At 64.1% G+C, this 22,061-nt stretch carries 22 protein-coding genes; 4 read left to right on the top strand and 18 right to left on the bottom strand.

Annotated features, from left to right (window positions below):
• Positions 1-8: 8 nt before the first annotated feature.
• The 5 genes from HWV67_RS10820 to ppc all read right to left on the bottom strand — a co-directional run bounded on the left by HWV67_RS10820 (position 9) and on the right by ppc (position 5,612).
• Entirely contained in the window at positions 9-878 is an 870-nt protein-coding gene (locus HWV67_RS10820) for a DUF72 domain-containing protein (protein ID WP_175651227.1), read from the bottom strand.
• Positions 879-882: 4 nt separating this feature from the next.
• Positions 883-1,179 (bottom strand): hypothetical protein, encoded by a 297-nt coding sequence (locus HWV67_RS10815; RefSeq protein ID WP_095154125.1) that lies wholly within the window; start codon positions 1,177-1,179, stop codon positions 883-885.
• 129 nt (positions 1,180-1,308) lie between these two features.
• Positions 1,309-1,983: a tRNA (adenosine(37)-N6)-threonylcarbamoyltransferase complex dimerization subunit type 1 TsaB gene (tsaB, locus tag HWV67_RS10810; protein WP_175651226.1), complete on the bottom strand. Its 675-nt coding sequence runs from the start codon at positions 1,981-1,983 to the stop codon at positions 1,309-1,311.
• Between the two features lie 87 nt (positions 1,984-2,070).
• The gene (gene adk, locus HWV67_RS10805; RefSeq protein ID WP_095154127.1) at positions 2,071-2,718 is read right to left on the bottom strand and encodes an adenylate kinase; all 648 of its coding nucleotides are present in this window, start codon (positions 2,716-2,718) and stop codon (positions 2,071-2,073) included.
• Between the two features lie 266 nt (positions 2,719-2,984).
• Positions 2,985-5,612, bottom strand: a complete 2,628-nt coding sequence (gene ppc, locus HWV67_RS10800; protein ID WP_175651225.1) for a phosphoenolpyruvate carboxylase — start codon at positions 5,610-5,612, stop codon at positions 2,985-2,987.
• A gap of 130 nt (positions 5,613-5,742) precedes the next feature.
• Here ppc and HWV67_RS10795 point away from each other — a divergent pair, with 130 nt between their 5' ends.
• The 4 genes from HWV67_RS10795 to HWV67_RS10780 all read left to right on the top strand — a co-directional run bounded on the left by HWV67_RS10795 (position 5,743) and on the right by HWV67_RS10780 (position 8,191).
• Positions 5,743-6,087: a pilin assembly protein gene (locus HWV67_RS10795; RefSeq protein ID WP_175651224.1), complete on the top strand. Its 345-nt coding sequence runs from the start codon at positions 5,743-5,745 to the stop codon at positions 6,085-6,087.
• Positions 6,088-6,404: 317 nt separating this feature from the next.
• Complete coding sequence (locus tag HWV67_RS10790) at positions 6,405-6,830, top strand: DUF4398 domain-containing protein (protein ID WP_095154130.1); 426 nt, start codon at positions 6,405-6,407, stop codon at positions 6,828-6,830.
• A gap of 47 nt (positions 6,831-6,877) precedes the next feature.
• Positions 6,878-7,666 (top strand): OmpA family protein, encoded by a 789-nt coding sequence (locus HWV67_RS10785; RefSeq protein WP_175651223.1) that lies wholly within the window; start codon positions 6,878-6,880, stop codon positions 7,664-7,666.
• A 219-nt stretch (positions 7,667-7,885) separates the two neighbouring features.
• Entirely contained in the window at positions 7,886-8,191 is a 306-nt protein-coding gene (locus HWV67_RS10780; RefSeq protein WP_175651923.1) for a type II toxin-antitoxin system Phd/YefM family antitoxin, read from the top strand.
• A 265-nt stretch (positions 8,192-8,456) separates the two neighbouring features.
• On the opposite strand, the gene HWV67_RS10775 is transcribed toward HWV67_RS10780, so the two are convergent.
• The 13 genes from HWV67_RS10775 to HWV67_RS10715 all read right to left on the bottom strand — a co-directional run bounded on the left by HWV67_RS10775 (position 8,457) and on the right by HWV67_RS10715 (position 22,057).
• Complete coding sequence (locus tag HWV67_RS10775) at positions 8,457-8,783, bottom strand: hypothetical protein (RefSeq protein ID WP_095154133.1); 327 nt, start codon at positions 8,781-8,783, stop codon at positions 8,457-8,459.
• The gene (locus HWV67_RS10770) at positions 8,780-9,703 is read right to left on the bottom strand and encodes an alpha/beta hydrolase (RefSeq protein ID WP_175651222.1); all 924 of its coding nucleotides are present in this window, start codon (positions 9,701-9,703) and stop codon (positions 8,780-8,782) included. The genes HWV67_RS10775 and HWV67_RS10770 overlap by 4 nt, the downstream gene beginning before the upstream one ends.
• Entirely contained in the window at positions 9,675-10,952 is a 1,278-nt protein-coding gene (locus HWV67_RS10765) for a flavohemoglobin expression-modulating QEGLA motif protein (RefSeq protein ID WP_110968244.1), read from the bottom strand. Before HWV67_RS10765 ends, HWV67_RS10770 begins: the two co-directional genes overlap by 29 nt.
• A 19-nt stretch (positions 10,953-10,971) precedes the next feature.
• Positions 10,972-11,517, bottom strand: a complete 546-nt coding sequence (locus tag HWV67_RS10760; protein ID WP_175651221.1) for a hypothetical protein — start codon at positions 11,515-11,517, stop codon at positions 10,972-10,974.
• Positions 11,518-11,543: 26 nt separating this feature from the next.
• The gene (locus HWV67_RS10755) at positions 11,544-12,248 is read right to left on the bottom strand and encodes a TetR/AcrR family transcriptional regulator (protein WP_175651220.1); all 705 of its coding nucleotides are present in this window, start codon (positions 12,246-12,248) and stop codon (positions 11,544-11,546) included.
• A 152-nt stretch (positions 12,249-12,400) separates the two neighbouring features.
• The gene (gene lysS / locus HWV67_RS10750) at positions 12,401-13,903 is read right to left on the bottom strand and encodes a lysine--tRNA ligase (protein WP_175651219.1); all 1,503 of its coding nucleotides are present in this window, start codon (positions 13,901-13,903) and stop codon (positions 12,401-12,403) included.
• Between the two features lie 102 nt (positions 13,904-14,005).
• A protein-coding gene (gene prfB / locus HWV67_RS10745; RefSeq protein WP_175651218.1) for a peptide chain release factor 2 occupies positions 14,006-15,101 on the bottom strand; the annotation gives its coding sequence in 2 pieces (ribosomal slippage) (positions 14,006-15,028 and positions 15,030-15,101; 1,095 coding nt in all).
• A gap of 159 nt (positions 15,102-15,260) precedes the next feature.
• Positions 15,261-16,265 carry a response regulator gene (locus HWV67_RS10740; protein ID WP_175651217.1) on the bottom strand — a complete coding sequence of 335 codons (1,005 nt, stop codon included), beginning with the start codon at positions 16,263-16,265 and terminating at the stop codon, positions 15,261-15,263.
• A 51-nt stretch (positions 16,266-16,316) separates the two neighbouring features.
• The gene (locus HWV67_RS10735) at positions 16,317-17,330 is read right to left on the bottom strand and encodes a chemotaxis response regulator protein-glutamate methylesterase (RefSeq protein ID WP_175651216.1); all 1,014 of its coding nucleotides are present in this window, start codon (positions 17,328-17,330) and stop codon (positions 16,317-16,319) included.
• Entirely contained in the window at positions 17,327-19,615 is a 2,289-nt protein-coding gene (locus HWV67_RS10730; RefSeq protein ID WP_175651215.1) for a hybrid sensor histidine kinase/response regulator, read from the bottom strand. Before HWV67_RS10730 ends, HWV67_RS10735 begins: the two co-directional genes overlap by 4 nt.
• Positions 19,612-20,271: a chemotaxis protein CheW gene (locus HWV67_RS10725; protein WP_175651214.1), complete on the bottom strand. Its 660-nt coding sequence runs from the start codon at positions 20,269-20,271 to the stop codon at positions 19,612-19,614. The genes HWV67_RS10730 and HWV67_RS10725 overlap by 4 nt, the downstream gene beginning before the upstream one ends.
• Positions 20,268-21,533 carry a CheR family methyltransferase gene (locus HWV67_RS10720; protein ID WP_175651213.1) on the bottom strand — a complete coding sequence of 422 codons (1,266 nt, stop codon included), beginning with the start codon at positions 21,531-21,533 and terminating at the stop codon, positions 20,268-20,270. The genes HWV67_RS10725 and HWV67_RS10720 overlap by 4 nt, the downstream gene beginning before the upstream one ends.
• A complete protein-coding gene (locus HWV67_RS10715) occupies positions 21,530-22,057 on the bottom strand; it encodes a chemotaxis protein CheW (RefSeq protein ID WP_175651212.1) in 528 nt (175 codons plus the stop codon). Before HWV67_RS10715 ends, HWV67_RS10720 begins: the two co-directional genes overlap by 4 nt.
• Positions 22,058-22,061: the final 4 nt, after the last annotated feature.

Below are 22,061 nucleotides of genomic sequence, written 5' to 3'. Positions count from 1 at the left end.
ACAGGAAATCACAGCAGGCCAAGTTGTTCGACCTGCGGCCCCCGGTCGGGTTCAGGCAAAGCCGGCAGACCGGGCAGGCGCTCCATCAGGCCGCGATGGAAACGTTGCGCCAGCGCTGCGGCCAGGCGGTTGTCAGCGGTATGCAGAAACACGTAGGGGCTGCGCCCCTCTTCGATCCAGGCGGCGACCTTGTCCAGCCATTGCAGAAGAAAGCTTTCGTTGGCCTCCAGTTCAGGATGGCCAATGAAACGCACCTGTGGGTGCTGGCTGAAGGCGGTCGGTCGTGGTGGCACCCGCGGCTTTTTCGATTGCGCGTGGAGCACGCTGGGCTCCTGCGAGGTGCAACTGAACAGCGCGCGAGGGTCCAGGCAGATGCGCTCGATCCCGCGGTCCAGCAGCAGGCGATTGAGCAGGCGCTCGTCCTCGCCCTTGGCGAAGAAGGCCTTGTTACGCACTTCCACGGCAATCGGCACGTCGATCTCGTCGATGAAGTGCACCAGCTCGCCTAGCCGTGCGGGGCTGAAGGTCGCCGGCAGTTGCAGCCAGTACGGCGCTACCCGCGCGCCCAGCGGCCTGAGCAGTTCGACAAAGGCCCGCGCAGCGTCGAGTTGCCCGTGCAGATCGCCGCTGTGGCTGATGTCGCCGGGAAACTTGGCGGTGAAACGGAAGTGTTCGGGCATGACCTGGGCCCAGCGCTGGATGGTGGCGGGCGCGGGACGGGCATAGAAGGTGGTGTTGCCTTCGACGGCATTGAAGACCTGGCAGTACAACGCGAGGAAATCAGTGCTCTTGGCATCGGCGGGATACAGGTAGTCGCGCCAGGCGTTTTCGCTCCAGGACGGACAACCGAGAAAATAAGGCAGGGATGACAGGCTCATCCGCTCAAATGTACAGATCCAGCCCCAGTACTTCCATCTCCCAATCGACGAAGCCAGCTGTGGTCATGTAGCTGGTCAGGGCGTGCTTGGTGCGGCGGTTGCGGGCGCGGGGGAAGATCATGTCCTGCGGACGGGCCGGCAAGCCGGCACTGCGGTTGGCATTGCCGGTGCTGGCGGGCTGCGCCTGGACTTCGAATTCGCCGGGAAGATCTTCTTCCTCCGACTCTTCCACACGCACCGGCCCTTTGCGCTGGGGGCGCTTGAGCGGATAAGACTGTGAGGAAAAGCCGTCGATACGCATGACGAAATACTCAGGGACAATGATGGCAATTTAGCGGCACCAGAGCTCCTGCGCAAATGCCCGACTGATAACTGGACCACATATCACTAAAAAGGTTTACGGCGTTTGGCGATAACCGACCGGAGGCGATCAGGCGCCTTTGGGCGTCGCCACCTTGTCCCGCAGGTACACCGGCTGCGCTTGGTCGGCGGGTACGCTTTCGCCGCGCTGCCAGGCGAATTGCGCCAGGGTCAGCAGGTCCAGCGCGTGAGGCAGCATGCTCGCATCCTGACCCTCGACCTTTACCGCCAGACGCTCACTGTAACCCCAGCCCGTACCGGCGCCAAACCACTGGCCGTCCGCTCCTTGGGGCAACGCGACCTGCTCGGGCGGCAGCACCGCTTCGAGCCCTTGCAAACGCATTTCCCCTGCCTGTTCCTCATAGCAGCCCCAATAGACTTCGTCCATTCGGGCATCGATGGCCGAGGCCACGCGGGTCGCACCATGCTCGCGCAGCGCGCGCTGAGCCAGCACCGCCAGGTTCGACACCGGCAACACCGGGCGCTCCAGGGCGAACGCCAGGCCCTGCACCACGCCGATGGCGATGCGCACGCCGGTGAAGGCGCCCGGGCCACGGCCAAAGGCGATGGCATCCACCGCCGACAAGGCGACGCCGGCTTCGGCCAGCAAGGTCTGGATCATCGGCAGCAGCTTTTGCGCATGCAGGCGCGGAATCACCTCGTAGTGGCTCGTGATCTTGCCGTCATGCAGCAAGGCGACAGAGCAGGCTTCAGTGGCGGTATCCAGGGCCAGCAAGGTGGTCATCGGGGGTTCCAGGCGAGAGAAAAAAGAGCGGCATTATAAACGAACAACGGCCCGCAAGCGGGCCGTTGGCGAAACATCGGGACGGGATCAGCTCAGGGCTGCCAGTACCTTGGCGGTGATGGCTTCTACCGAGCCAACGCCTTCGATGTGGCTGTACTTCGGCTTGCCGTTGCTGGCAGCCAGCTTCTGGTAGAAGTCCACCAGCGGCTTGGTCTGATCGTGGTACACGGACAGACGGTGACGTACGGTTTCTTCGGTGTCGTCTTTACGCTGAACCAGCGGCTCGCCGGTTTCGTCGTCCTTGCCTTCAACCTTCGGCGGGTTGTAGACGATGTGGTAGACGCGACCGGAACCTTCGTGAACACGGCGGCCGGCGATGCGTTGAACGATCTCTTCGTCTTCGACGGCGATCTCGATCACGGCATCCAGCTCGACGCCAGCAGTCACCAGGGCTTCAGCCTGAGGAATGGTGCGCGGGAAGCCGTCGAACAGGAAACCGTTCACGCAGTCAGGCTGGGCGATGCGGTCCTTGACCAGGTTGATGATCAGTTCGTCGGATACCAGCTTGCCAGCGTCCATGATCGCCTTGGCTTCCAGACCCAGCGGGGTGCCGGCCTTGACCGCGGCACGCAGCATGTCGCCGGTGGAAATCTGCGGAATACCGAACTTCTCGGTGATGAACTTTGCCTGAGTACCTTTACCGGCTCCGGGAGCTCCCAGCAGAATTACGCGCATCTCGTGCTCCTCATTTTTTATAAGCAAATCAATGGATTCGCGTGATTGGCGAATCGCAGGAAATCGGGCGATGACCGCAAATCGGTCAAAAGGCTGTCCAAGATACACAGCGCACCCGGACCATACAAGCGGTCGAAAGTCGGAAAAACCTGCGACAAGAAGCCTCGGTCTACACGGGTTGCGCCCGTCGCAACCGACGCTTCTTACACCTTATTCCTACCTATTGAAGGGCGTCATCCGACACCCTTCAATAGGTCGCCTGACACTCAACCGGTGTTGCGCAAACCGGCCGCGATGCCCGCCACTGTCACCAGCAGGGCCTGCTCCAACGGGCTGTCCAGAGCGGCTTCGCGCTCCCGCGAGCGCGCCAGCAGTTCGGCCTGGAGCAGGTGCAGCGGATCGAGGTAGGTATTGCGCAGACGGATGAACTCCAGGGTCGCCGGGCTGTGCGCCAGTAGCACCGGCTGGCCGGTCAGCCCCAGTACTACCTGGCACGCCTGCGACAATAGGTCGCGCAAATGTGCACCTAAAGGTCGCAGTTCCGGTTGCACCAGACGTTCGTCGTAGGAGCGGGCGATATCGGCGTCCGCCTTGGCCAGGACCATTTCCAGCATATCGATGCGCGTGCGGAAGAATGGCCACTCTTCACGCATCTGCTGCAACAACGGTCCTTGGCCACGCGCCAGGGCATTGTTCAGCGCCGCTTCCCAGCCAAGCCAGGCTGGGAGCATCAGGCGGGTCTGGGTCCAGCCGAAGATCCATGGGATCGCCCGCAGACTTTCGATTCCCCCGGCACGGCGCTTGGCCGGACGACTGCCCAGCGGCAGGCGACCGAGTTCCTGTTCCGGGGTGGACTGGCGGAAGTATTCGACGAAATCGGGGTTTTCTCGCACGACGCCGCGGTACGTCTTGACCCCGTCGGCGGCCAGTTGGTCCATCACTTCGCGCCACGCCGGCTGCGGCGGCGGCGGTGGCAGCAAGGTGGCTTCAAGCACGGCAGCCAGATAGAGGTTGAGGTTCTGTTCGGCGATGTCCGGCAGGCCGAACTTGAAGCGGATCATCTCGCCCTGCTCGGTGGTACGGAAGCGCCCGGCCACCGAGCCCGGTGGCTGCGACAGGATCGCCGCATGCGCCGGTCCGCCGCCACGGCCAACGGTGCCGCCACGGCCGTGGAACAACAGCAATTCCACTTCCTGCTCGCGGCAGATTCGCACCAGGGTTTCCTGGGCCCGGTACTGCGCCCAGGCCGCCGCCGTGGTGCCGGCATCCTTGGCCGAATCGGAGTAGCCGATCATCACTTCCTGCGGGCCGTGCAGCCCGGCGCGGTAGCCCGGAAGACCCAGCAGACGCTCCATCACCGGACCGGCATTGTCGAGGTCAGCCAGGGTTTCGAACAGCGGCACCACGCGCATCGGCCGCAGCAGGCCGGCTTCCTTGAGCAGCAACTGCACCGCCAGCACATCGGAGGCAGCGCCGGCCATGGAAATGACGTAGGAACCCAGCGAAGCAGCCGGCGCGTTGGCGATCTCGCGGCAGGTGGCGAGCACCTCGGCGGTGTCCGCCTGCGGCTTGAAGTGCGCCGGCAGCAGCGGCCGGCGACTGCTCAGTTCGCGCTGGAGGAAGTCGATGCGCGCCTCTTCGTTCCAGTCGGCGTAGCGACCGAGGCCCAGATAGTCGGTGATCTCGCTCAGCGCGGCTGCGTGGCGGCTGGAGTCCTGGCGCACATCGAGGCGCACCAGGAACAGGCCGAAGGTGACCGCACGGCGCAGGCAGTCCAGCAGCGGACCGTCGGCAATCACGCCCATACCGCATTCGTGCAGCGACTCGAAACACAGGTGCAGCGGCTCGAACAGCTCGCGGTTGTCCTGCAGCACCAAGGGCCCCGGAGTCTGCGGTGCGCTCAGTGCCGACTGGGCCCACGCCCGGGTTTCCCGCAGGCGCTCACGCAATGGCTTGAGCACCGCGCGGTACGGCTCGGCGCATTCGCCGACCTTGGCCCGCAACGCCGGGCTGGCCTGTTGCATCGACAGCTCGGCGGCCAGCGAGTGGACGTCACGCAGGAACAGGTCCGCCGCCATCCAGCGCGCCAGCAGCAGCACTTCGCAGGTCACGCTGGCGGTGACATTGGGGTTGCCATCACGGTCGCCGCCCATCCACGAAGCGAAGCGGATCGGCGCCGCTTCCAGTGGCAAGCGCAGCCCGGTGGCATCGTGCAGGGCCTTGTCGGCCTTGCGCATATGGCTGGGGATGGCGTGCCAGAGGGAGTGCTCGATCACCGCGAAGCCCCACTTGGCTTCGTCCACCGGGGTTGGCCGGGTGCGGCGAATTTCCTCGGTGTGCCAGGCTTCGGCGATCAGTCGTTGCAGGCGCTCGCGCACCTGCTCGCGCTCGGCGGCGGTCAGGTCGCGGTGGTCCTGGGCCGCCAGTTGCGCGGCGATGGCGTCGTATTTCTGAATCAGGGTACGGCGGGCCACCTCGGTGGGGTGGGCGGTCAACACCAGCTCGATATTGAGCTTGCCGAGCTGACGGGCCAGGGCATCGTCGCTGTGACCGGCAGCCTTGAGCCGGGCCAGCAGTTCGGGCAGGACCGTCGCCTCGAAGGGCTCGGGCTGGTCCTCGTCGCGCCGGCGAATCAGTTGGTACTGCTCGGCGATGTTGGCGAGGTTAAGAAACTGGTTGAAAGCCCGGGCGACCGGCAACAGTTCGTCGTCGGCGAGGTCCGCGAGGGTCGAGCTCAATTGCTCCTCGCCGCCACTGCGATCGGCCTTGGCACTGTGGCGGATCGCCTCGATCTTCTGCAGGAAGGCCTCGCCGTGCTGTTCGCGCACGGTGTCTCCCAGCAATTCGCCCAACAGATGAACATCTTCACGCAAGCGCACATCGATATCGGTCATCAACCTTCTCCACACCTGGAAAAACCGCGTTGCCAGCAGAGTGCCCCAGTACCGGTCGTGCTTTCAAGGCGCAGCCTTCGGCCAAGTGGCTACGCTTTAACCAGGCCCATTGGCTTACACAGAGGACATCATGAAAATTCGCGAACTCGCCCAGTACTGGGAACAGAACGCAAAAGGACGCCTGAGCCCCACTGGTCACACGCTTTATCTGGACGTCGAGGCTGCCGCGCGGCTGGCGGCCCTGGCCGAGATGTACCCCAAGCGCCGCGCCGAGGAACTGCTCGGCGAACTGCTCGGTGCCGCCCTGGAAGAGCTGGAAGCGAGCTTCCCCTACATTCAGGGACAGCAGGTGATTGCCACCGATGAGGAAGGTGATCCGCTGTATGAAGACGTCGGCGCCACGCCGCGCTTTCTTGCCCTGTCGCGCCAGCATTTACGGGCGCTGAGCAGCAGCAAGGACACCTCGAAACACTGATTCTTCGCCTTGCTTCCCGAGCCTTTGCGCCGCTTCGCCATGAACGCTTTCACCTGCCGGCGAAGCGGCGCACAAGGCTTCCAGAACTTCGCAATACCCCACCACACCGGCAAAGTTCCAGCAAAACTCCACTGACCGATTAGTCAGAAAAAATCGCCTAACAAGCGGTACTTTTTCTGAACTTTTGAAAAAACGGCCCAGTCACAGCCCATAGCCACTACGGCAAAAAACCCTTCACTGCGAGCTCCGTCAGCTCTGGGTGAAGGAGCCAAGTCGATGGACTGTTACGGAACTCGTCGTTCATCAGGAGTGATCCAATGGAGTTGACCACCATGAAGACCCGCATCGAGAAAACCCCGTTCCAACTGCGCGGGATCAAGCTGGCCGCGCTGGCCCTGGGCAGTAGCCTGGTATTGGCCGGTTGTGCTGGCAAGCCACCCACCGAGCAGTACGCCGTGACCCAGTCGGCGGTCAATTCCGCCGTCAGCGCCGGTGGTACCGAGTACGCCGCCGTGGAAATGAAGGCCGCCCAGGACAAGTTCAAGCAAGCCGAAATCGCCATGCACGACAAGAAGTATGACGAAGCGAAGCTGCTGGCCGAACAGGCGGAATGGGATGCCCGCGTCGCCGAGCGCAAGGCCCAGGCCATGAAAGCCCAGAAAGCCTTGCAGGACTCCCGCCAGGGCGTTCAGGAACTGCGCGAAGAAGGTATGCGCGCCGCCGAGCCCACCCAGCCGCAGTAAGCGCGCCATCGCCCCGTGCACTTCGAATTGATTAAAGGATGAACACTATGCGTAACCACGTGATGATCCCCGCCCTCCTGGCCCTGAGTATCGGCCTGGTCGCCTGCGCCCACCAGCCGAACCCGAATCTGGAATCCGCCCGCACCAACTTCTCCGCCCTGCAGAGCGATCCGCAGTCGAGCAAGGTCGCGGCCCTTGAAACCAAGGACGCCCAGGACTGGCTGAACAAGGCCGACAAGGCCTACATGGACAAGGAAGACAACAAGAAGGTCGACCAGCTCGCCTACCTGACCAACCAGCGCGTCGAGGTGGCCAAGCAAACCATCGCCCTGCGCACCGCCGAGGCCAACCTGAAAAACGCCGCTGCCCAACGCGCCCAGGCCCGCCTGGATGCCCGTGACGCGCAGATCAAGAAATTGCAGGAAAGCCTCAACGCCAAGCAGACCGACCGCGGCACCCTGGTGACCTTCGGCGACGTGCTGTTCGACTACAACAAGGCCGAGCTGAAAAGCAACGCCTACCCGAACATCACCAAGCTGGCGCAGTTCCTCCAGGAAAACCCTGACCGCAAGGTGATCGTCGAGGGCTACACCGACAGCACCGGCAGCGCCAACTACAATCAGGGCCTGTCCGAGCGCCGCGCCAACTCCGTGCGCATGGCGCTGGTCCGTGCCGGTGTCGACCCGGCCCGTATCGTTGCCCAGGGCTATGGCAAGGAATACCCGGTTGCCGATAACAGCAGCAACTCGGGCCGTGCGCAAAACCGTCGCGTGGAAGTGACCATCTCCAACGACAACCAGCCAGTGGCACCGCGCAGCGTGAGCAGCGCTCAATAAGCCTCGGGCTGAAATGAAAAATCCCGCCAAATTGGCGGGATTTTTTTGTTTTGCCACATTAAAAACACTATTTAAAGCACCTTTAAAAGCACCACAAAAAGAACTACCATCGCGTTACTTCGCTTCCGGCAAAGCCGCTGATCTTAGATATCAGCCATGGCCTACCTGAAACGAGGCACCTCCCGACAGCGCACCCCATCAGGAAATGTTGCCATGGCAATGACATTCGCGGTCCTGGCCGATGTAGCCGCATCGGTCACCGACCTTAAAAAAGACCCCATGGGCACCCTGCGCGAAGCCAACGGCAAAACCGTTGTCATCCTCAACAGAAATGAGCCCGCGTTCTATGCGGTGCCGCCAGATCGCTACGAAGCGATGATGGAACTGATCGATGATGCGCAACTGGCGGAGCTCGTCAGGCAACGGCGTGGGGAGCCTGCCGTCAGGGTAGATATCGATGAGCTCATCGCGGACGCCGACGGGATTGCCACAAGATCCAGCTGCAAGGCATCGGCTATCGGTTGATACCAGTCAGTTAGCGTTTCAGCGCCTATGTTGGGGCTGCTTTGCAGCCCTTCGCGAGCAAGCTCGCTCCCACACAGTTGTGACAGACAAAGTACTGACCCAAGGTTTTGCGGGGGCCTGTGGGAGCGAGCTTGCTCGCGAAGGGCCGCAAAGCGGCCCCAATTGGTTTAACTGACTGGCTATCGGTTGGTTTATCAGGTCATCGAAGATCGGCTGATCGTGTTGGTGGTGTGGAGCCTGCAGCCGGCAATGGCTTTTTTTGCAATCACTCGGTCTGCTGCGGCGTTTCCTGCCCCATGCAGCGCACCGCCTGCTTCTTGTTGTCCACCAGCACGCCGGTCAGGCCTTTCTGCTGCATGTCGAACAGCACCAGCACGCCATCGATGCACTGCGCCATTTGCGGCGCGGGGGTCAGGGCAATTTTGTAGTCCTCGCCCGGCACCGTCTTGAGCATGGTGAATTCCGACAACAGCAGAGCATCCTCCGGCTTGGCGAAATGCAGGTAGCCGTAGTACCACAGGGCGCACACGGTACCGACGATGCTGCAGACTCCGGTAATGATCAGGGGGACGGCGTTGCGTTCTTCACTCATTGCGACTTCTCGTCAGGATAATTGGGGACTTCGGCCAGGCGACGCAGGCCGTTGAAATGTTCGGGATCGTCGAGGAAACGCACCATCACCTGGCGCCAGGTCGGGTCGGCGAAGGTCTGTACATGGGCGCCACGCACCAGTTGCAGCACCCGTGGCGGCGGCGCGGCCTGGTACAGGCGGATGCCGTTTTCAAGGGGCACCAGAGCGTCATCGATGCTGTGGAAGAACAGTTTCGGCGGGCTTTTCAGCAGGCCGATGGAATGGATGGCGCTGTCGCCATCGGGCACCATCCACGACAGCGGCACTTGCAGCGGCCAGGTCATCCACGAGGTGCTCAGGGCAAAGCGCCCCACCGCGCGGTAACTGACCGGAACGCCATCAAACACCAGCGCCTTGAAGCGCTGCGCCTGATCGGGATGCTGCGCCAGGTAGTGGATCGCCATCGCACCGCCGAGGCTTTGCCCCAGCAGCACCAGCGGTTTGCCCTGGACCTCCGGGGCTTTTTGCAGCCAGTCGAGGGCGGCGCCGATGTCCTGATAAACCTCGGGCAAACCGGGTTTGCCTTCGGACAGTCCATAACCGCGGTAATCGATCATCAGCACCTGATAACCCTGCTCCGGCAACCAGTAGCTGCCGCCCAGATGCCAGGCCAGATTGCCGCCGTTGCCGTGCAGGTGCAGCACGGTGCCCTTGACCTCCACGCCCTCCTTGGCCGGCAGCCACCAACCGTGCAGGCGGGTGCCGTCTGCGGCGGTCAGGCTGACATCGCGCCAGGCCAACTTGGCCTTTTCAGGGGTGAACGGCTGGCCGGGCTCCGGATAGAACAGCAGCGAGCTGCACCCGGACAGGCCCATCAGCATCAGGCCCAGGGCGAACAGCCCGCGCCAGCGCTCAGAGAATGTTCGAGTAGTCGGCTTCAATCCGGTCCAGGCTCAGGTGGTTGAGGAAGTTGGAGAAACACATCCAGGCCGACAGCGCGTTAAGGTCGCGGAACTGCTCCGGCAGGTACTTGGGCGGTTCCACCAGGCCTTCGTCCACCAGTTGGCGCAGGGTCCGCATGTCTTCCAGGGTGGTCTTGCCGCAGAACAGCAGCGGTATCTGTTCGAGCTTGCCCTTGCGCACGGCCAACTGAATGTAGTTGTAAACCATGATGAAGCCCTTGAGGTAGGACAAGTCTTTGGTGAACGGCAGGCCATTGGGCACCGAACCACGGAACACCCGGCTGGCGTTGCCGTAGCTTTCCGCCATCTCGAAGCCCTGGGCGCGGAAGAATTCGAAGACCTGCAGGAAGTCGGCGCCCTCCTCGACCATGTGGATGGCGCGGGTGCGGTTGGTCAGTTTGCGCAGGCGGCTCGGGTAGGACGCGAAGGCGATGACTTCCATGAGGATCGCCAGGCCTTCCTGGGTCACGGTCGATGAGGGCGGGCCCTTGGCGAGGAAGGTGCAGATCGGCTGGTTCAGGCCGTTGAGGGTGGTGCCGACGTGCACCAGGCCCTCGTGGACCTCCAGCGCGCGGACGTCGCGGCTGTTGAACATGGCGTCGGCGCGGATCTTGATGTAGTCGGCCCCCGCCGCCGCGTCGGCGACGATGCCGTCCGACTCGAACACCCGGATGGTGCCCTCGGCCTCGCCGAATACCTTGTTCAGGCGCTGCTGGAGGATTTGCACCGCCTCCTTGGCGCAGAGGTTCTTCGGTTCGTCCTTGAGGTCGCCACGGCCGTCGATGTTGTTCAGGTAGTCCGAGAGCATCAGGCCGAGGTCGGCGAGGGTCGGGTCGCCGGCGTGGAAGGCGTCGGAGGCGGCGCCGTAGAGTTCCTGGGAGATCAGCCCGAAATCTTCGGTGCCGCGCGCTTCGAGCATGCGCACCACCATGCGGTACTCCTTGCACATGCGCCGCATGATCTGCCCGACAGGGTTGAACTGGCCCAGGCGGCGGGTGATGTCGCGCTCGATGTTCTGGAATTCCAGCTTCAGCGCGCCGGAGTCGAACGACAAGGGCCGGTTCTGGTAATAGGCGCGGTCCACCGCCGGTGGTTCCTTGCCCTTGGCCTTGAGAAAGCCCTGGCGGATGCTATCGTCCCACTTCACCGCATCGAGCACGCGAATCGGCGTCTGCGCCTGAACAATGCGATCAGACAGGGTCCGTATCGTCTGCTGGTACTCGTCCACGCCCCACTCCTCGTTTCAGTTATTTGCCGGCACGCTGGAAACGGGCCACTTCGACGAACAGGTCGGAGTTGGCCGGGTCATCCAGGTAGGCCAGGACACGATCCACCGGGCTGTCGATCAACACGCCGTCGCCGTTGTCTTCCGGCACTTCGATGCTGCGGCCGCTGAGTTCTTTCTTTTCCAGGGCCTGGTTGACCTGCTCGACATCGAGGTTGTAGACCACCAGTTCCTTGTTATCGATCACTTCGAAGCCGCCGATCAGGAAATTCCCGCCCATGGCCTTGGGCACGCCCGCCGAAAGGTACCAGCGGCTGCCATGGCGCGACACGGTGAACGCGTATTCCTGACGCGGCTTGTCCTTGGCCGTGGCCACCGCCTTATAGGCGTTGCCACCGGAGCGGCTGATCAGCAGGGTCAGGGGTTCGCCCCAGGCATCCTTGCTGGTCCACTTGCCCAACAGGGCCTTGGGTGCCGGCTCGTTGGCCGGAATCGGCTCGTTGAATGTCACCAGACAGCCGTTCAACAGCAGGAAAGACAGGGCCAGCAGCACACGCCAGGCTTTCATCGGGTTCTCCTTGAGGGGCTCGCGGCTTATTCCGCCGCCAGCACCAGATGCAGGTAACGGACAAGAATAGCGAGCATCTGCCCTTCAGCCTGCGGTTTTGCGGCATCGAGCAGGCCCTGATATTCCATCTGCTCGATTATTGCCGTCAACACAATGGCGTCTTGCTGCGGCTGACGCGAGCCCACGACCTGCAAAAGCTGGCAGGCACCACGCAGCAGAATCTGCTCGTGCAGCTTCACCAGCTCGGCCAGACGCGGGCACAACAGGGCTTCCTGGCGGAACGCCTGCTCGGCCATGAGGAAGTCGCGGCGGTTGTGCAATTGGCGCTGGACGTACTCGGCGGTCATCTTCGCCACCTCGTCAGCCAGCCGCGCCCGCGAGGCCGGGCTTCCATCGCCCTGGGCGAGCAACTGACGCAGGATCACTTCGGTGTTCTCCCACAGCTTGGCCATGTAGGCGGCGCTGCGCTCGACGTACTGGGCGAAGGTGTCGCTGAGCAGGTCCTGGATATCGTTGAAGTAGTACGTGGTGGCCGACAGCGGCACGCCCGCCTCCGCCGCCACCGCACGATGGCGCACGCCCCGCACGCCGTCGCGCACGACGATGCGCATGGCCGCGTCGAGAATCTGCTGGCGGCGCTGTTCGCTGCCCTGCCGGCTGGCCTTGCGGCCTTGGTACTGCACGCTTTCTGCCACTGCGGTGGCGACGCCAGCAGCGCCTTGTTGTGTCATGGGGAGAGTCACTGGCGGGTTACCTCGAAATCTGGGATTTACAGGCATGAAAAAGCCGCCAAGGGCGGCTGATTCATGTTGCTCTCGCGGGCCTCATCGAAGCGGTTCGGCGCCCCGACAAGACAGCGATGAGGCCATCAAACCTGACGAAATCAGGCCTGCGGACGCATGTGCGGGAACAGGATCACATCGCGGATCGACGGCGAGTTGGTCAGCAGCATCACCAGACGGTCGATACCGATACCTTCACCCGCCGTTGGCGGCATGCCGTACTCCAGGGCGCGGACGAAGTCGGCGTCGTAGTGCATGGCTTCGTCGTCACCGGCGTCCTTCTCGGCCACCTGGGCCATGAAGCGCTCGGCCTGGTCTTCGGCATCGTTGAGCTCGGAGTAGGCGTTGGCGATCTCGCGACCACCAATGAACAGCTCGAAGCGGTCGGTGACATTCGGGTTGTTGTCGTTGCGACGGGCCAGCGGCGAGACTTCGAACGGGTATTCGGTGATGAAGTGCGGCTGTTCCAGCTTGCTCTCCACCAGCTCTTCGAAAATCATCACCTGCAGCTTGCCCAGGCCTTCGTGGCCGAGCACCTTGGCGCCGGCTTTCTTGGCGATGGCACGGGCTTTTTCGACGTCCAGCAGGTCAGCCTCGGTGAGTTCCGGGTTGTACTTGAGGATCGAGTCGAACACGCTCAGGCGCACGAACGGCTCGCCGAAGTGGAAGACTTTCTCGCCGTACGGCACGTCGGTGCTGCCCAGAACAAGCTGCGCCAGTTCGCGGAACAGTTCTTCGGTGAGGTCCATGTTGTCGTTGTAGTCGGCGTAGGCCTGGTAGAACTCGAGCATGGTGAATTCAGGGTTGTGCCGGGTCGAAACGCCTTCGTTGCGGAAGTTGCGGTTGATCTCGAACACTTTCTCGAAACCACCGACCACCAGGCGCTTGAGGTACAGCTCCGGGGCGATACGCAGGAACATCGGCATGTCCAGCGCGTTGTGGTGGGTTTCGAACGGCTTGGCCGCGGCGCCGCCAGGAATGGTCTGCAGCATCGGCGTCTCGACTTCGAGGAAGTCGCGTTTGGCCAGGAAGCTGCGGATGTGGGAGATGACCAGGGAACGCACGCGGAAGGTCTCGCGGGTTTCCTCGTTGACGATCAGGTCGACGTAGCGCTGGCGATAGCGCTGCTCGGTGTCGGTCAGGCCGTGGTGCTTGTCCGGCAGCGGACGCAGCGACTTGGTCAGCAGGCGCACGTTGGTCATTTCAACGTACAGGTCGCCCTTGCCGGAACGGGCCAGGGTGCCTTCGGCGGCGATGATGTCGCCCAGGTCCCAGGTCTTGACCGCGGCCAGGGTTTCTTCCGGCAGGGTCTTGCGGTTGACGTAGACCTGGATACGCCCGGTCATGTCCTGGATCACCATGAACGAACCACGGTTGAGCATGATGCGACCGGCAACCTTGACCGGGATCGCTGCAGCTTCCAGCTCTTCCTTGGTCTTGTCGACATACTGTTTCTGCAGGTCGTTGCAGTAGCTGTCACGGCGGAAGTCGTTGGGGAAGGCCTGGCCCTTGGCGCGTTCTGCGGCAAGCTTTTCCTTGCGCAGGGCGATCAGGGCGTTTTCTTCCTGTTGCTGGGCTTGCGGGTCGAGTTGTAGATCGCTCATGTCGTCACTTTTTCCATCAGGGTTCGTTGTCCCAGGTCGCAGACCGGGGATCGCGGGCAAGCCCGCTGGCTACGGGCATTGCCTCGCGCATGGGTGTCGCGGTTACAGCCCCTGTTTGAGGCTCGCTTCCAGGTATTCGTCGATATCGCCGTCGAGCACCTTGTCGCAGTCGCTGCGCTCGATGTTGGTGCGCAGGTCTTTGATCCGCGAAGCATCCAGAACGTAGGAGCGGATCTGGTGACCCCAGCCGATGTCCGACTTGGTGTCTTCCAGTGCCTGGGAGGCGGCGTTGCGGCGCTGGATTTCCTGCTCGTACAACCGGGCCCGCAGCATTTTCATGGCGGTGTCCTTGTTGGCGTGCTGGGAGCGTTCGTTCTGGCAGCTCACCACGGTGTTGGTCGGTACGTGGGTGATACGTACGGCCGAGTCGGTGGTGTTTACGTGCTGACCACCGGCACCGGAGGACCGGTAGGTGTCGATACGCAGGTCGGACGGGTTGATCTCGATTTCGACCTTGTCGTCGATCTCGGGCGAAACGAACACCGCCGAGAACGATGTGTGGCGACGGGCGCCGGAGTCGAACGGGCTCTTGCGCACCAGGCGGTGCACGCCGATCTCGGTCCGCAGCCAGCCGAAGGCGTATTCGCCCTTGATGTGCACGGTAGCGCCCTTGATACCGGCAACTTCACCCTCGGACAGTTCCATGATGGTGGCGTCGAAGCCACGCTTGGACGCCCAGCGCAAGTACATGCGCAGCAGGATGTTGGCCCAGTCCTGAGCCTCGGTGCCGCCGGAACCGGCCTGGATGTCTAGGTAGGCGTTGTTCATGTCCATCTCGCCGCTGAACATCCGGCGGAATTCCAGGGCTTCCAGCGACTCGCGCAGGCGGTCGAGTTCGCTGACGACGTCAGCGACCGCGCCTTCATCGTCTTCTTCGACGGCCATGTCCAGCAGGTCGCGGCAATCGGCCAGACCACCGGACAAGCCGTCCAGGGTCTCGACGATCTGCGCCAGGGTGGCGCGCTCGCGGCCCAGTTCCTGGGCGTACTCGGGTTTGTTCCAGACGTTCGGGTCTTCGAGCTCGCGGTTGACTTCGATCAGGCGGTCATGCTTGTGATCGTAGTCAAAGATACCCCCGAATAGACTCGGAACGCTCGGTGAGGTCCTTGATGGTATTCAGGATCGGATTGATTTCCATGGGCGGGCGGCTCTCGTGCGGATTCTGTGAAAAGCCGGAGAGTATAGCGCAGGAGCCCCTGCCAGCGACAAGCAGCAAGCTACAAGCGGCAAGACAAGCCGGGGACCGCGCTTGCCTTCACTTACAACTTGCAGCTTGTAACGTGCAGCTGGGTCGCCGTCAGGCGACCCCCACCTGATTGCGGCCGTTGTTCTTGGCCTGGTAGAGAGCGTTGTCCGCCGCCGAGATCAGTTGCCGGCAGTGGCTGCCGACGGCCGGGGTCTGGGTCGCCAGGCCGATGCTGACGGTCAGCCAGGAATCCGGCTTGGGCATGATGTGGGCGATGCGCGCGGCTTCGACGGTCTGGCGCAGTTTTTCCGCCACCAGCCGTGCACCGCCCGGCGAAGTGTTGGGCAGCACCAGGGCGAACTCTTCACCGCCGTAGCGCGCTGGCAGGTCGCTGGGCCGGGCGCAGCAGGAACGGATGGCCTCGGCGACCTGGCGCAAGGCCTCGTCGCCAGCCAGATGACCGAAGGTGTCGTTGAACGACTTGAAGTAGTCGACATCGACCATCAGCAGCGACAGTTGCGACTGCTCGCGCATTGCCCGGCGCCATTCCAGCTCAAGGTACTCATCGAAATGGCGGCGGTTGGACAGCCCGGTCAGGCCGTCGGAGTTCATCAGCCGCTGCAGCACCAGGTTGGTGTCGAGCAGTTGCTGCTGGCTGACCCGCAGCGCGCGGTAGGCTTCGTCGCGCTGCAGCAAGGTCAGGTAGGAGCGCGAGTGATAGCGGATGCGCGCCACCAACTCGATGTTGTCCGGCAGCTTGACCAGGTAATCGTTGGCCCCGGCAGCAAAGGCCGCGCTCTTGACCAGCGGGTCCTCCTTGGTCGACAGGACGATGATCGGGATGTCCTGGGTCGCCGGGTTACTGCGGTATTCACGCACCAGGGTCAGGCCATCCAGGCCCGGCATGATCAAGTCCTGGAGAATCACCGTCGGCTTGATGCGGATGGCCTGAGCCACCGCTTCGTGCGGGTCGGCACAGAAATGGAAGTCGATGTTTTCTTGCTGGGCAAGGCCACGGCGCACGGCTTCGCCGATCATCGCCTGGTCATCGACCAGCAGGACCATCGCCGAGTTCTCGTCAGAGGCTGAAAAGCCGTCGATCGGTAGATCATTCATGCGTCGTCACCTGGGCACTGCCGGCGAGCCGGCGTGGCTGAATACATATCGTCATTTCGGGAAAAGTTCCATTAGACGTGGGGCTATCCGCTCCAGCGGACGCACCTCCACGGCCGCGTCGATGGCGACGGCTGCTTTGGGCATGCCGTACACCGCACTGCTCTGTTGGTCCTGGGCGATGGTCAGGTAACCCTGCTGGCGCATGAGTTTGAGACCCTGCGCACCATCGCGGCCCATGCCGGTGAGCAATACGCCCACCGCGTCGCCGCGCCAGAACCGCGCCACACTTTCGAAGAACACGTCGATCGAGGGGCGGTAGATTTCGTTGACCGGCTCGGCGGTGTAGGCCAGGGTGCAATCGGCGAGCAGGCGAATATGATGGTTGGTGCCGGCCAGCAGCACCTGGCCCGGCTGCGGCGGCTCGCCTTCGCGGGCCAGGCGAACCGCCTGGCCGGAGGCACTGCTGAGCCATTCGGCCATGCCCGCGGCGAACACCTGGTCGACATGCTGGACCAGCACGATGGACGCCGGAAACGCCTTGGGCAGGCCCTTGAGCAACACTTCCAGCGCCGCCGGCCCGCCCGCGGACGAACCGATGGCCACCAGCCCCTGGCGTTGCGCGGCCTGGCGCAGTGGCGTCGACACCGGGCGCACACTGCTGGCGCGCTGCTGGCCGATCAGCCAGGAAATATTGAAGATCTTGCGCAACAACGGCGCCGCCGCTTCCTTGGGATCCCCGCCGCCCAGGGCCGGCGTGTCGACCACGTCCAGCGCGCCGTGGCCCATGGCCTCGAATACACGGTGGACGTTCTGCCGGCGGTCGACGGTGACGATCACGATCGCACACGGCGTTTCAGCCATGATCCGCCGGGTCGCCTCGACGCCGTCCATCTGCGGCATGATCAGGTCCATCAGCAGCAGGTCCGGGGTCTGCTCGGCGCAGCGGCGCACCGCTTCGGCGCCATCGTTGGCGACCCAGATCACCTCGTGCGCGGGCTCGTAGGCCAAGGCGCGGCGCAGGGCCTCCACAGCCAGCGGCATGTCGTTGACGATGGCAATTTTCATCCCTGCGCCCCCCCGATCAGTTCAACCACGGCATCCAGTAAGGCGTCATCGTGGAAACTCGCCTTGGCCAAATAATAGTCGGCGCCCGCATCGAGCCCGCGTCGTCGGTCTTCTTCGCGGTCCTTGTAGGACACCACCATCACCGGCAACGATTGCAGGCGGCTGTCGCGGCGCAGCAGGGTGACCAACTCGATGCCGTCCATGCGCGGCATGTCGATATCGGTGATCAGCAGGTCGAAATCCTCGCTGCGCAGCGCGTTCCAGCCATCCATTCCGTCCACCGCCACGGCCACTTCGTAGCCGCGGTTGCTCAACAGCTTGCGTTGCAGCTCGCGCACGGTCAGCGAGTCGTCCACCACCAGCACGCGCTTGCGCGCCACTTCGCGCACCCCGCCGCCGCCGCGCTCGATGCGCTCCAGGCGGCCGGTGCTGAGGAGTTTTTCCACCGAGCGCAGCAAGTCCTCGACGTCGACGATCAGCACCACCGAACCGTTGTCCAGTAGCGCACCGGCCGAGATGTCCTGAATCTTGCCCAGGCGGGCGTCGAGGGGCATCACCACCAGCACCCGCTCGCCGATCAGCCGCTCCACCGCCACGCCATACAGCGTGTCGCGCTCGCGGATCACTACCACCTTGATGCTCTGCCCGTCACCCGGGGTTGCCGGGCGATTGAGCAACTGGCTGGCCGAGACCAGGCCGATATGCCGGCCTTCGTGCCAGAACTGTTGGCGCCCTTCAAGCTGCACGATGGCCTCGGCCGGCAGCTCCAGGGTGCGCTCGATATGGGCCAGCGGGAAGGCGTAAGCCTCGCCGCTGACTTCCACCACCAGGCTGCGCACCACCGACAGGGTCAGCGGCACTTCCAGGTGGAAGCGGCTGCCGTGGCCGCTGCTTTGGGTCATCTCGATCTGCCCGCGCAACTGCCGGACCATATGCTGCACCGCGTCCAGGCCAACGCCGCGACCGGACACCTCGGTGACCTTGTCGCGCAGGCTGAAGCCCGGCAGGAACAGGAAGGTCAGCAGTTCCGCCTCGCTCATCTGCGCTACGGTTTCGGCCGGCGAGAGCTGGCGCTCGACAATGCTGCGGCTCAGGCCGCGCAGGTCGACGCCGCCGCCGTCATCGCTCAGTTCCAGAATCAGCAACCCCGCCTGGTGCGAGGCGCGCAGGCGGATGGTGCCTTCCATTGGCTTGCCGGCGAGCAGGCGTTGCTCGGGCATTTCGATGCCGTGGTCGACGGCGTTGCGCAGCAGATGGGTCAGCGGCGCTTCGAGTTTTTCCAGTACGTCCCGGTCGACCTGGGTCTTCTCACCCTCGATCTCCAGGCGCACCTGCTTGCCCAGCGAGCGGCCGAGGTCGCGGACCATCCGGCTTTGCCCGGTGAGCACATCGGCGAACGGCCGCATGCGGCACGCCAGCGCGGTGTCGTAGAGCAACTGCGCGCGTTGCCCGGCTTGCCAGCCCAACTCGTCAAAGTCGGCGGCCTGCTGCAACAGCATCTGCTGGGTTTCGCCCATCAGTTGCTGGGTCAGGGCGAGGCTTTCGAGAATCTCGGCGCCCTGCTCCCCGGCATCGATCTGCGCCTTGAGCCCGTCGAGGGCGCGCAGGCTCTGCCCGTGCACGCGCTTGAGGCGTTGCAGGGTGGCGAGAAACGGTTTGAAGCGCTGGGTTTCCACCAGAGCCTTGCTCGACAGATCAAGCAGGCTGTTCAAGCGCTCGGCGGTAACCCGCAACACACGCTCGCCGCCCTCGGTGGGTTTGCCCCGGCGGACCGGGCGCGGCTCCGGCTCGGCTTCGACTTCCGCCTCGATTTCAGGCTCGGCGAGCACAGGCGCGGGCGCGGGTTCAGGCTGAACAGGCGCGGGCGCTGCCACCGCCGGCACCGGTGGCGCAGCGCCGGGCTGCAGCAGGCCGGCCATCTGCACCAGAAACGCCTGGACTGCGGCGCTGACGGTGGGGTCCGCGGGGTTGGCAACGCGCAACAGCAGGTCGGTGCCCTGCAACAGCGCGTCGATATGTTCCGGGCGCAAGCGCAGACGGCCTTCCTGCGCCTCCACCAGACAATCTTCCATCACGTGGGCAACGCTGACGCCGGCATCGATCCCGACGATCCGCGCCGCGCCCTTGAGCGAGTGCGCCGCGCGCATGCAGGCTTCGAGCTGGTCGGCCTGGGTCGGGTTGCGTTCCAGCGCCAGCAGCCCCGCACTGAGCACCTGGGTCTGGGCCTCGGCCTCCAGGCTGAACAGTTCGAGCAACGAGGCATCGCGCATTTGCTCAGGGGTCATGAAAGGCTCCGGTCTACGGCAGACAACAGGTGATCCTCATCGAGAATCCGCACGCTGCGACCACGCCATTGCAGAACCTGGCGGGTAAAGCGGTTTTCATTGACAGCCTCACCGTTCAGCCCCTGGTCGAGCGCATGAATGCCGTCCACTTCATCCACCGGCAGCACCACTGCGCCGCCGCTGGCGGAGACGATCAACATGCGCGGCATGACCCGCGCCGAACTGGCCGCCGCCGGTGCGACTTCCAAACCCAGCAGATCGGGCAGAGACAAGCAAGGCACCAGCGCGCCACGCACATTGGCCACACCTTGCAGCACTCGCGAACGCTGGTGCGGCAACGAGTGCACCGGTTGCATCGGCGACACCTCGGCCAGGCAGCGGGTGGCCAGGGCCAGCCATTCTTCGCCAAGGCGGAACAACAGCAGCGACGGCCCGGCGTGGACCTGCTCTTCGCTGTCCTCGCGCACGTGGGCGTCCTGAGCCAGGGCGTAGCGGTCCAGCAGGCGCGTCGCGGCGGCGGCATACACCGCGCAGTTGCGGCAGTGCACATGCTCGGCCAGCAACGGGCAGCTCTTGTCGCCGTGCACGCCGATGCGGTTCCAGCAATCGTCGATCTGTTCGACGTCGCCGCTCAACACGCTGATTGCGTCGATCATCGCTCACCTCCCCGCTCGCGCCGCGCCGCACGTTCCTGCAGGCGTCGGGCGCCGACGGTGTCGCCCCGGGATTGCAGCAGCGCCGCCAGGTGCACCAGGGCCTCGGGGTGTTGCGGTTCCAAATAGAGCGCCTTGCGGTACTGGTTGATCGCTTCGGCGGCATCGCCGGCGGTGTCGCTGAGCAGGCCCAGCCAATAAAACACCTGAGCCGAGGGCCCGAAGGTCTTGAGGCAGCGTTGACACTGCACACGGGCCTGTTCGCTGTTGCCGCCGTTGGCCAGCACGGCAATCTGCGCCAGCAACTCGCCGGCCTGCTCGTCACGGGCGGAGTTCGCGGTACGCGCAGCGGGCGCTGGCGCGGTCGGCACCAGCGGACGGCGCGGCGTGGGCGCTGGCGGCGCGGGCCACGGCGCACGGGCCGGGGGCGCAAGGCTGGCCGGCTTGCTCGGCGCCACCTCGGCCTCGGGCACATGACGGACGTAAGCGAACGACTGGGCGATCCCCAGCGGCCGCATGCCCAACCGCGCCAGCAGGCTGCCTTCGGCCGGGCCGATAAACAGCACGCCGCCGGCATGGGTGAGGTTCTTCAGCACCTCGAATACCCGTTGCTGGGTGGGGATGTCGAAATAGATCAGCAGGTTGCGGCAGAACACAAAATCGTAGGTGCCTTCCCGGGCCAGCAGCGCAGGATCGAGGACATTGCCCGCCTCGAAGTGCACCTGCTTACGCACGCGGTCGTCGAGGCGATGGCCTTCATCGGATTCGCTGAAGTGCCGCTCGCGAAAATCCTGGTGGCTGCCGCGAAACGAGTTGCGACCGTACAGCCCGCGCTCGGCACGGGCGATGGAATTGGGGCTGATGTCCATGGCATCGACACGGAAAGCCTGCGGCGCGAGGCCGCCGTCGAGCAGCGCCATGGCAATCGAATACGGCTCCTCGCCGGTGGAGCAAGGCAGGCTGAGAATCCGCAACGGGCGCACGCCGCCGAGTTCGGTCAGGCGTTTTCGGGCCAGGCCGACCAGTGCGGTGAAAGACTCCGGGTAACGGAAAAACCAGGTCTCCGGGACGATCACCGCTTCGATCAACGCCTGTTGTTCCTGGGGCGACTGCTGCAAACGCAGCCAGTAATCGTCCAGGTCGTGGGCCTCCAGCGCCGCGCAGCGCTGGCGCAAGGCGCGCTCGACCATCTGCTCGCCAACCGAGGCGACATCAAGGCCGATGCGCTCCTGCAAAAAGCGGAAGAACCGCCGTTCGATGCTCATGGCTGCACCTCGAGCGCGGTCCCGGCGGGCGGAAAGAGCAAGGCGCGGACGTCGTCGCTGAGCAGGTCCTGAACACCGATCCACTGCAGCAGGCCCTGGGCGTCTTCGCGCACCGGGCCGAGGTACGGCGCCTCGCGATTATCGACACCGTAAGGACGGAATTCCGCCGGGTTGCAGCGCAGGGTATTGCTGGCCTGTTCGAGGATCAGCCCGAGCAGCAGGTCCGGGCGCGCCGGGTCGGCGCGGTAGTGCACCAGCACCAGACGCGTGCTGGTGCGGTGCAGCGCCGGCTGGCCGAAGCTGAGGGCGCTGATGTCGATCACCGGCACCAGCGCGCCGCGATGGGCCAGCACCCCGGCCACCCACTCGGGCGTGCGCGCGATGGGTTTGAGCGGCAGGCGCGGCAACACCTCGGCGATTTCGCGGGTGTCGAGGGCAAACCGTTGCCCGCCAATGCGGAACACCAGGAACAACCGTCCCTGGCAGGCCGCGTCCTCGCTGCGGCGGGGCTTGAGCTCGTTCATCGCC

It is taken from the genome of Pseudomonas sp. Marseille-P9899, assembly GCF_903166565.1.
GTDB lineage: Bacteria > Pseudomonadota > Gammaproteobacteria > Pseudomonadales > Pseudomonadaceae > Aquipseudomonas > Aquipseudomonas huaxiensis.
The sequence above is the reverse complement of the archived record's forward strand: the minus strand, read 5'-3'. Positions and strand labels throughout refer to the sequence as shown.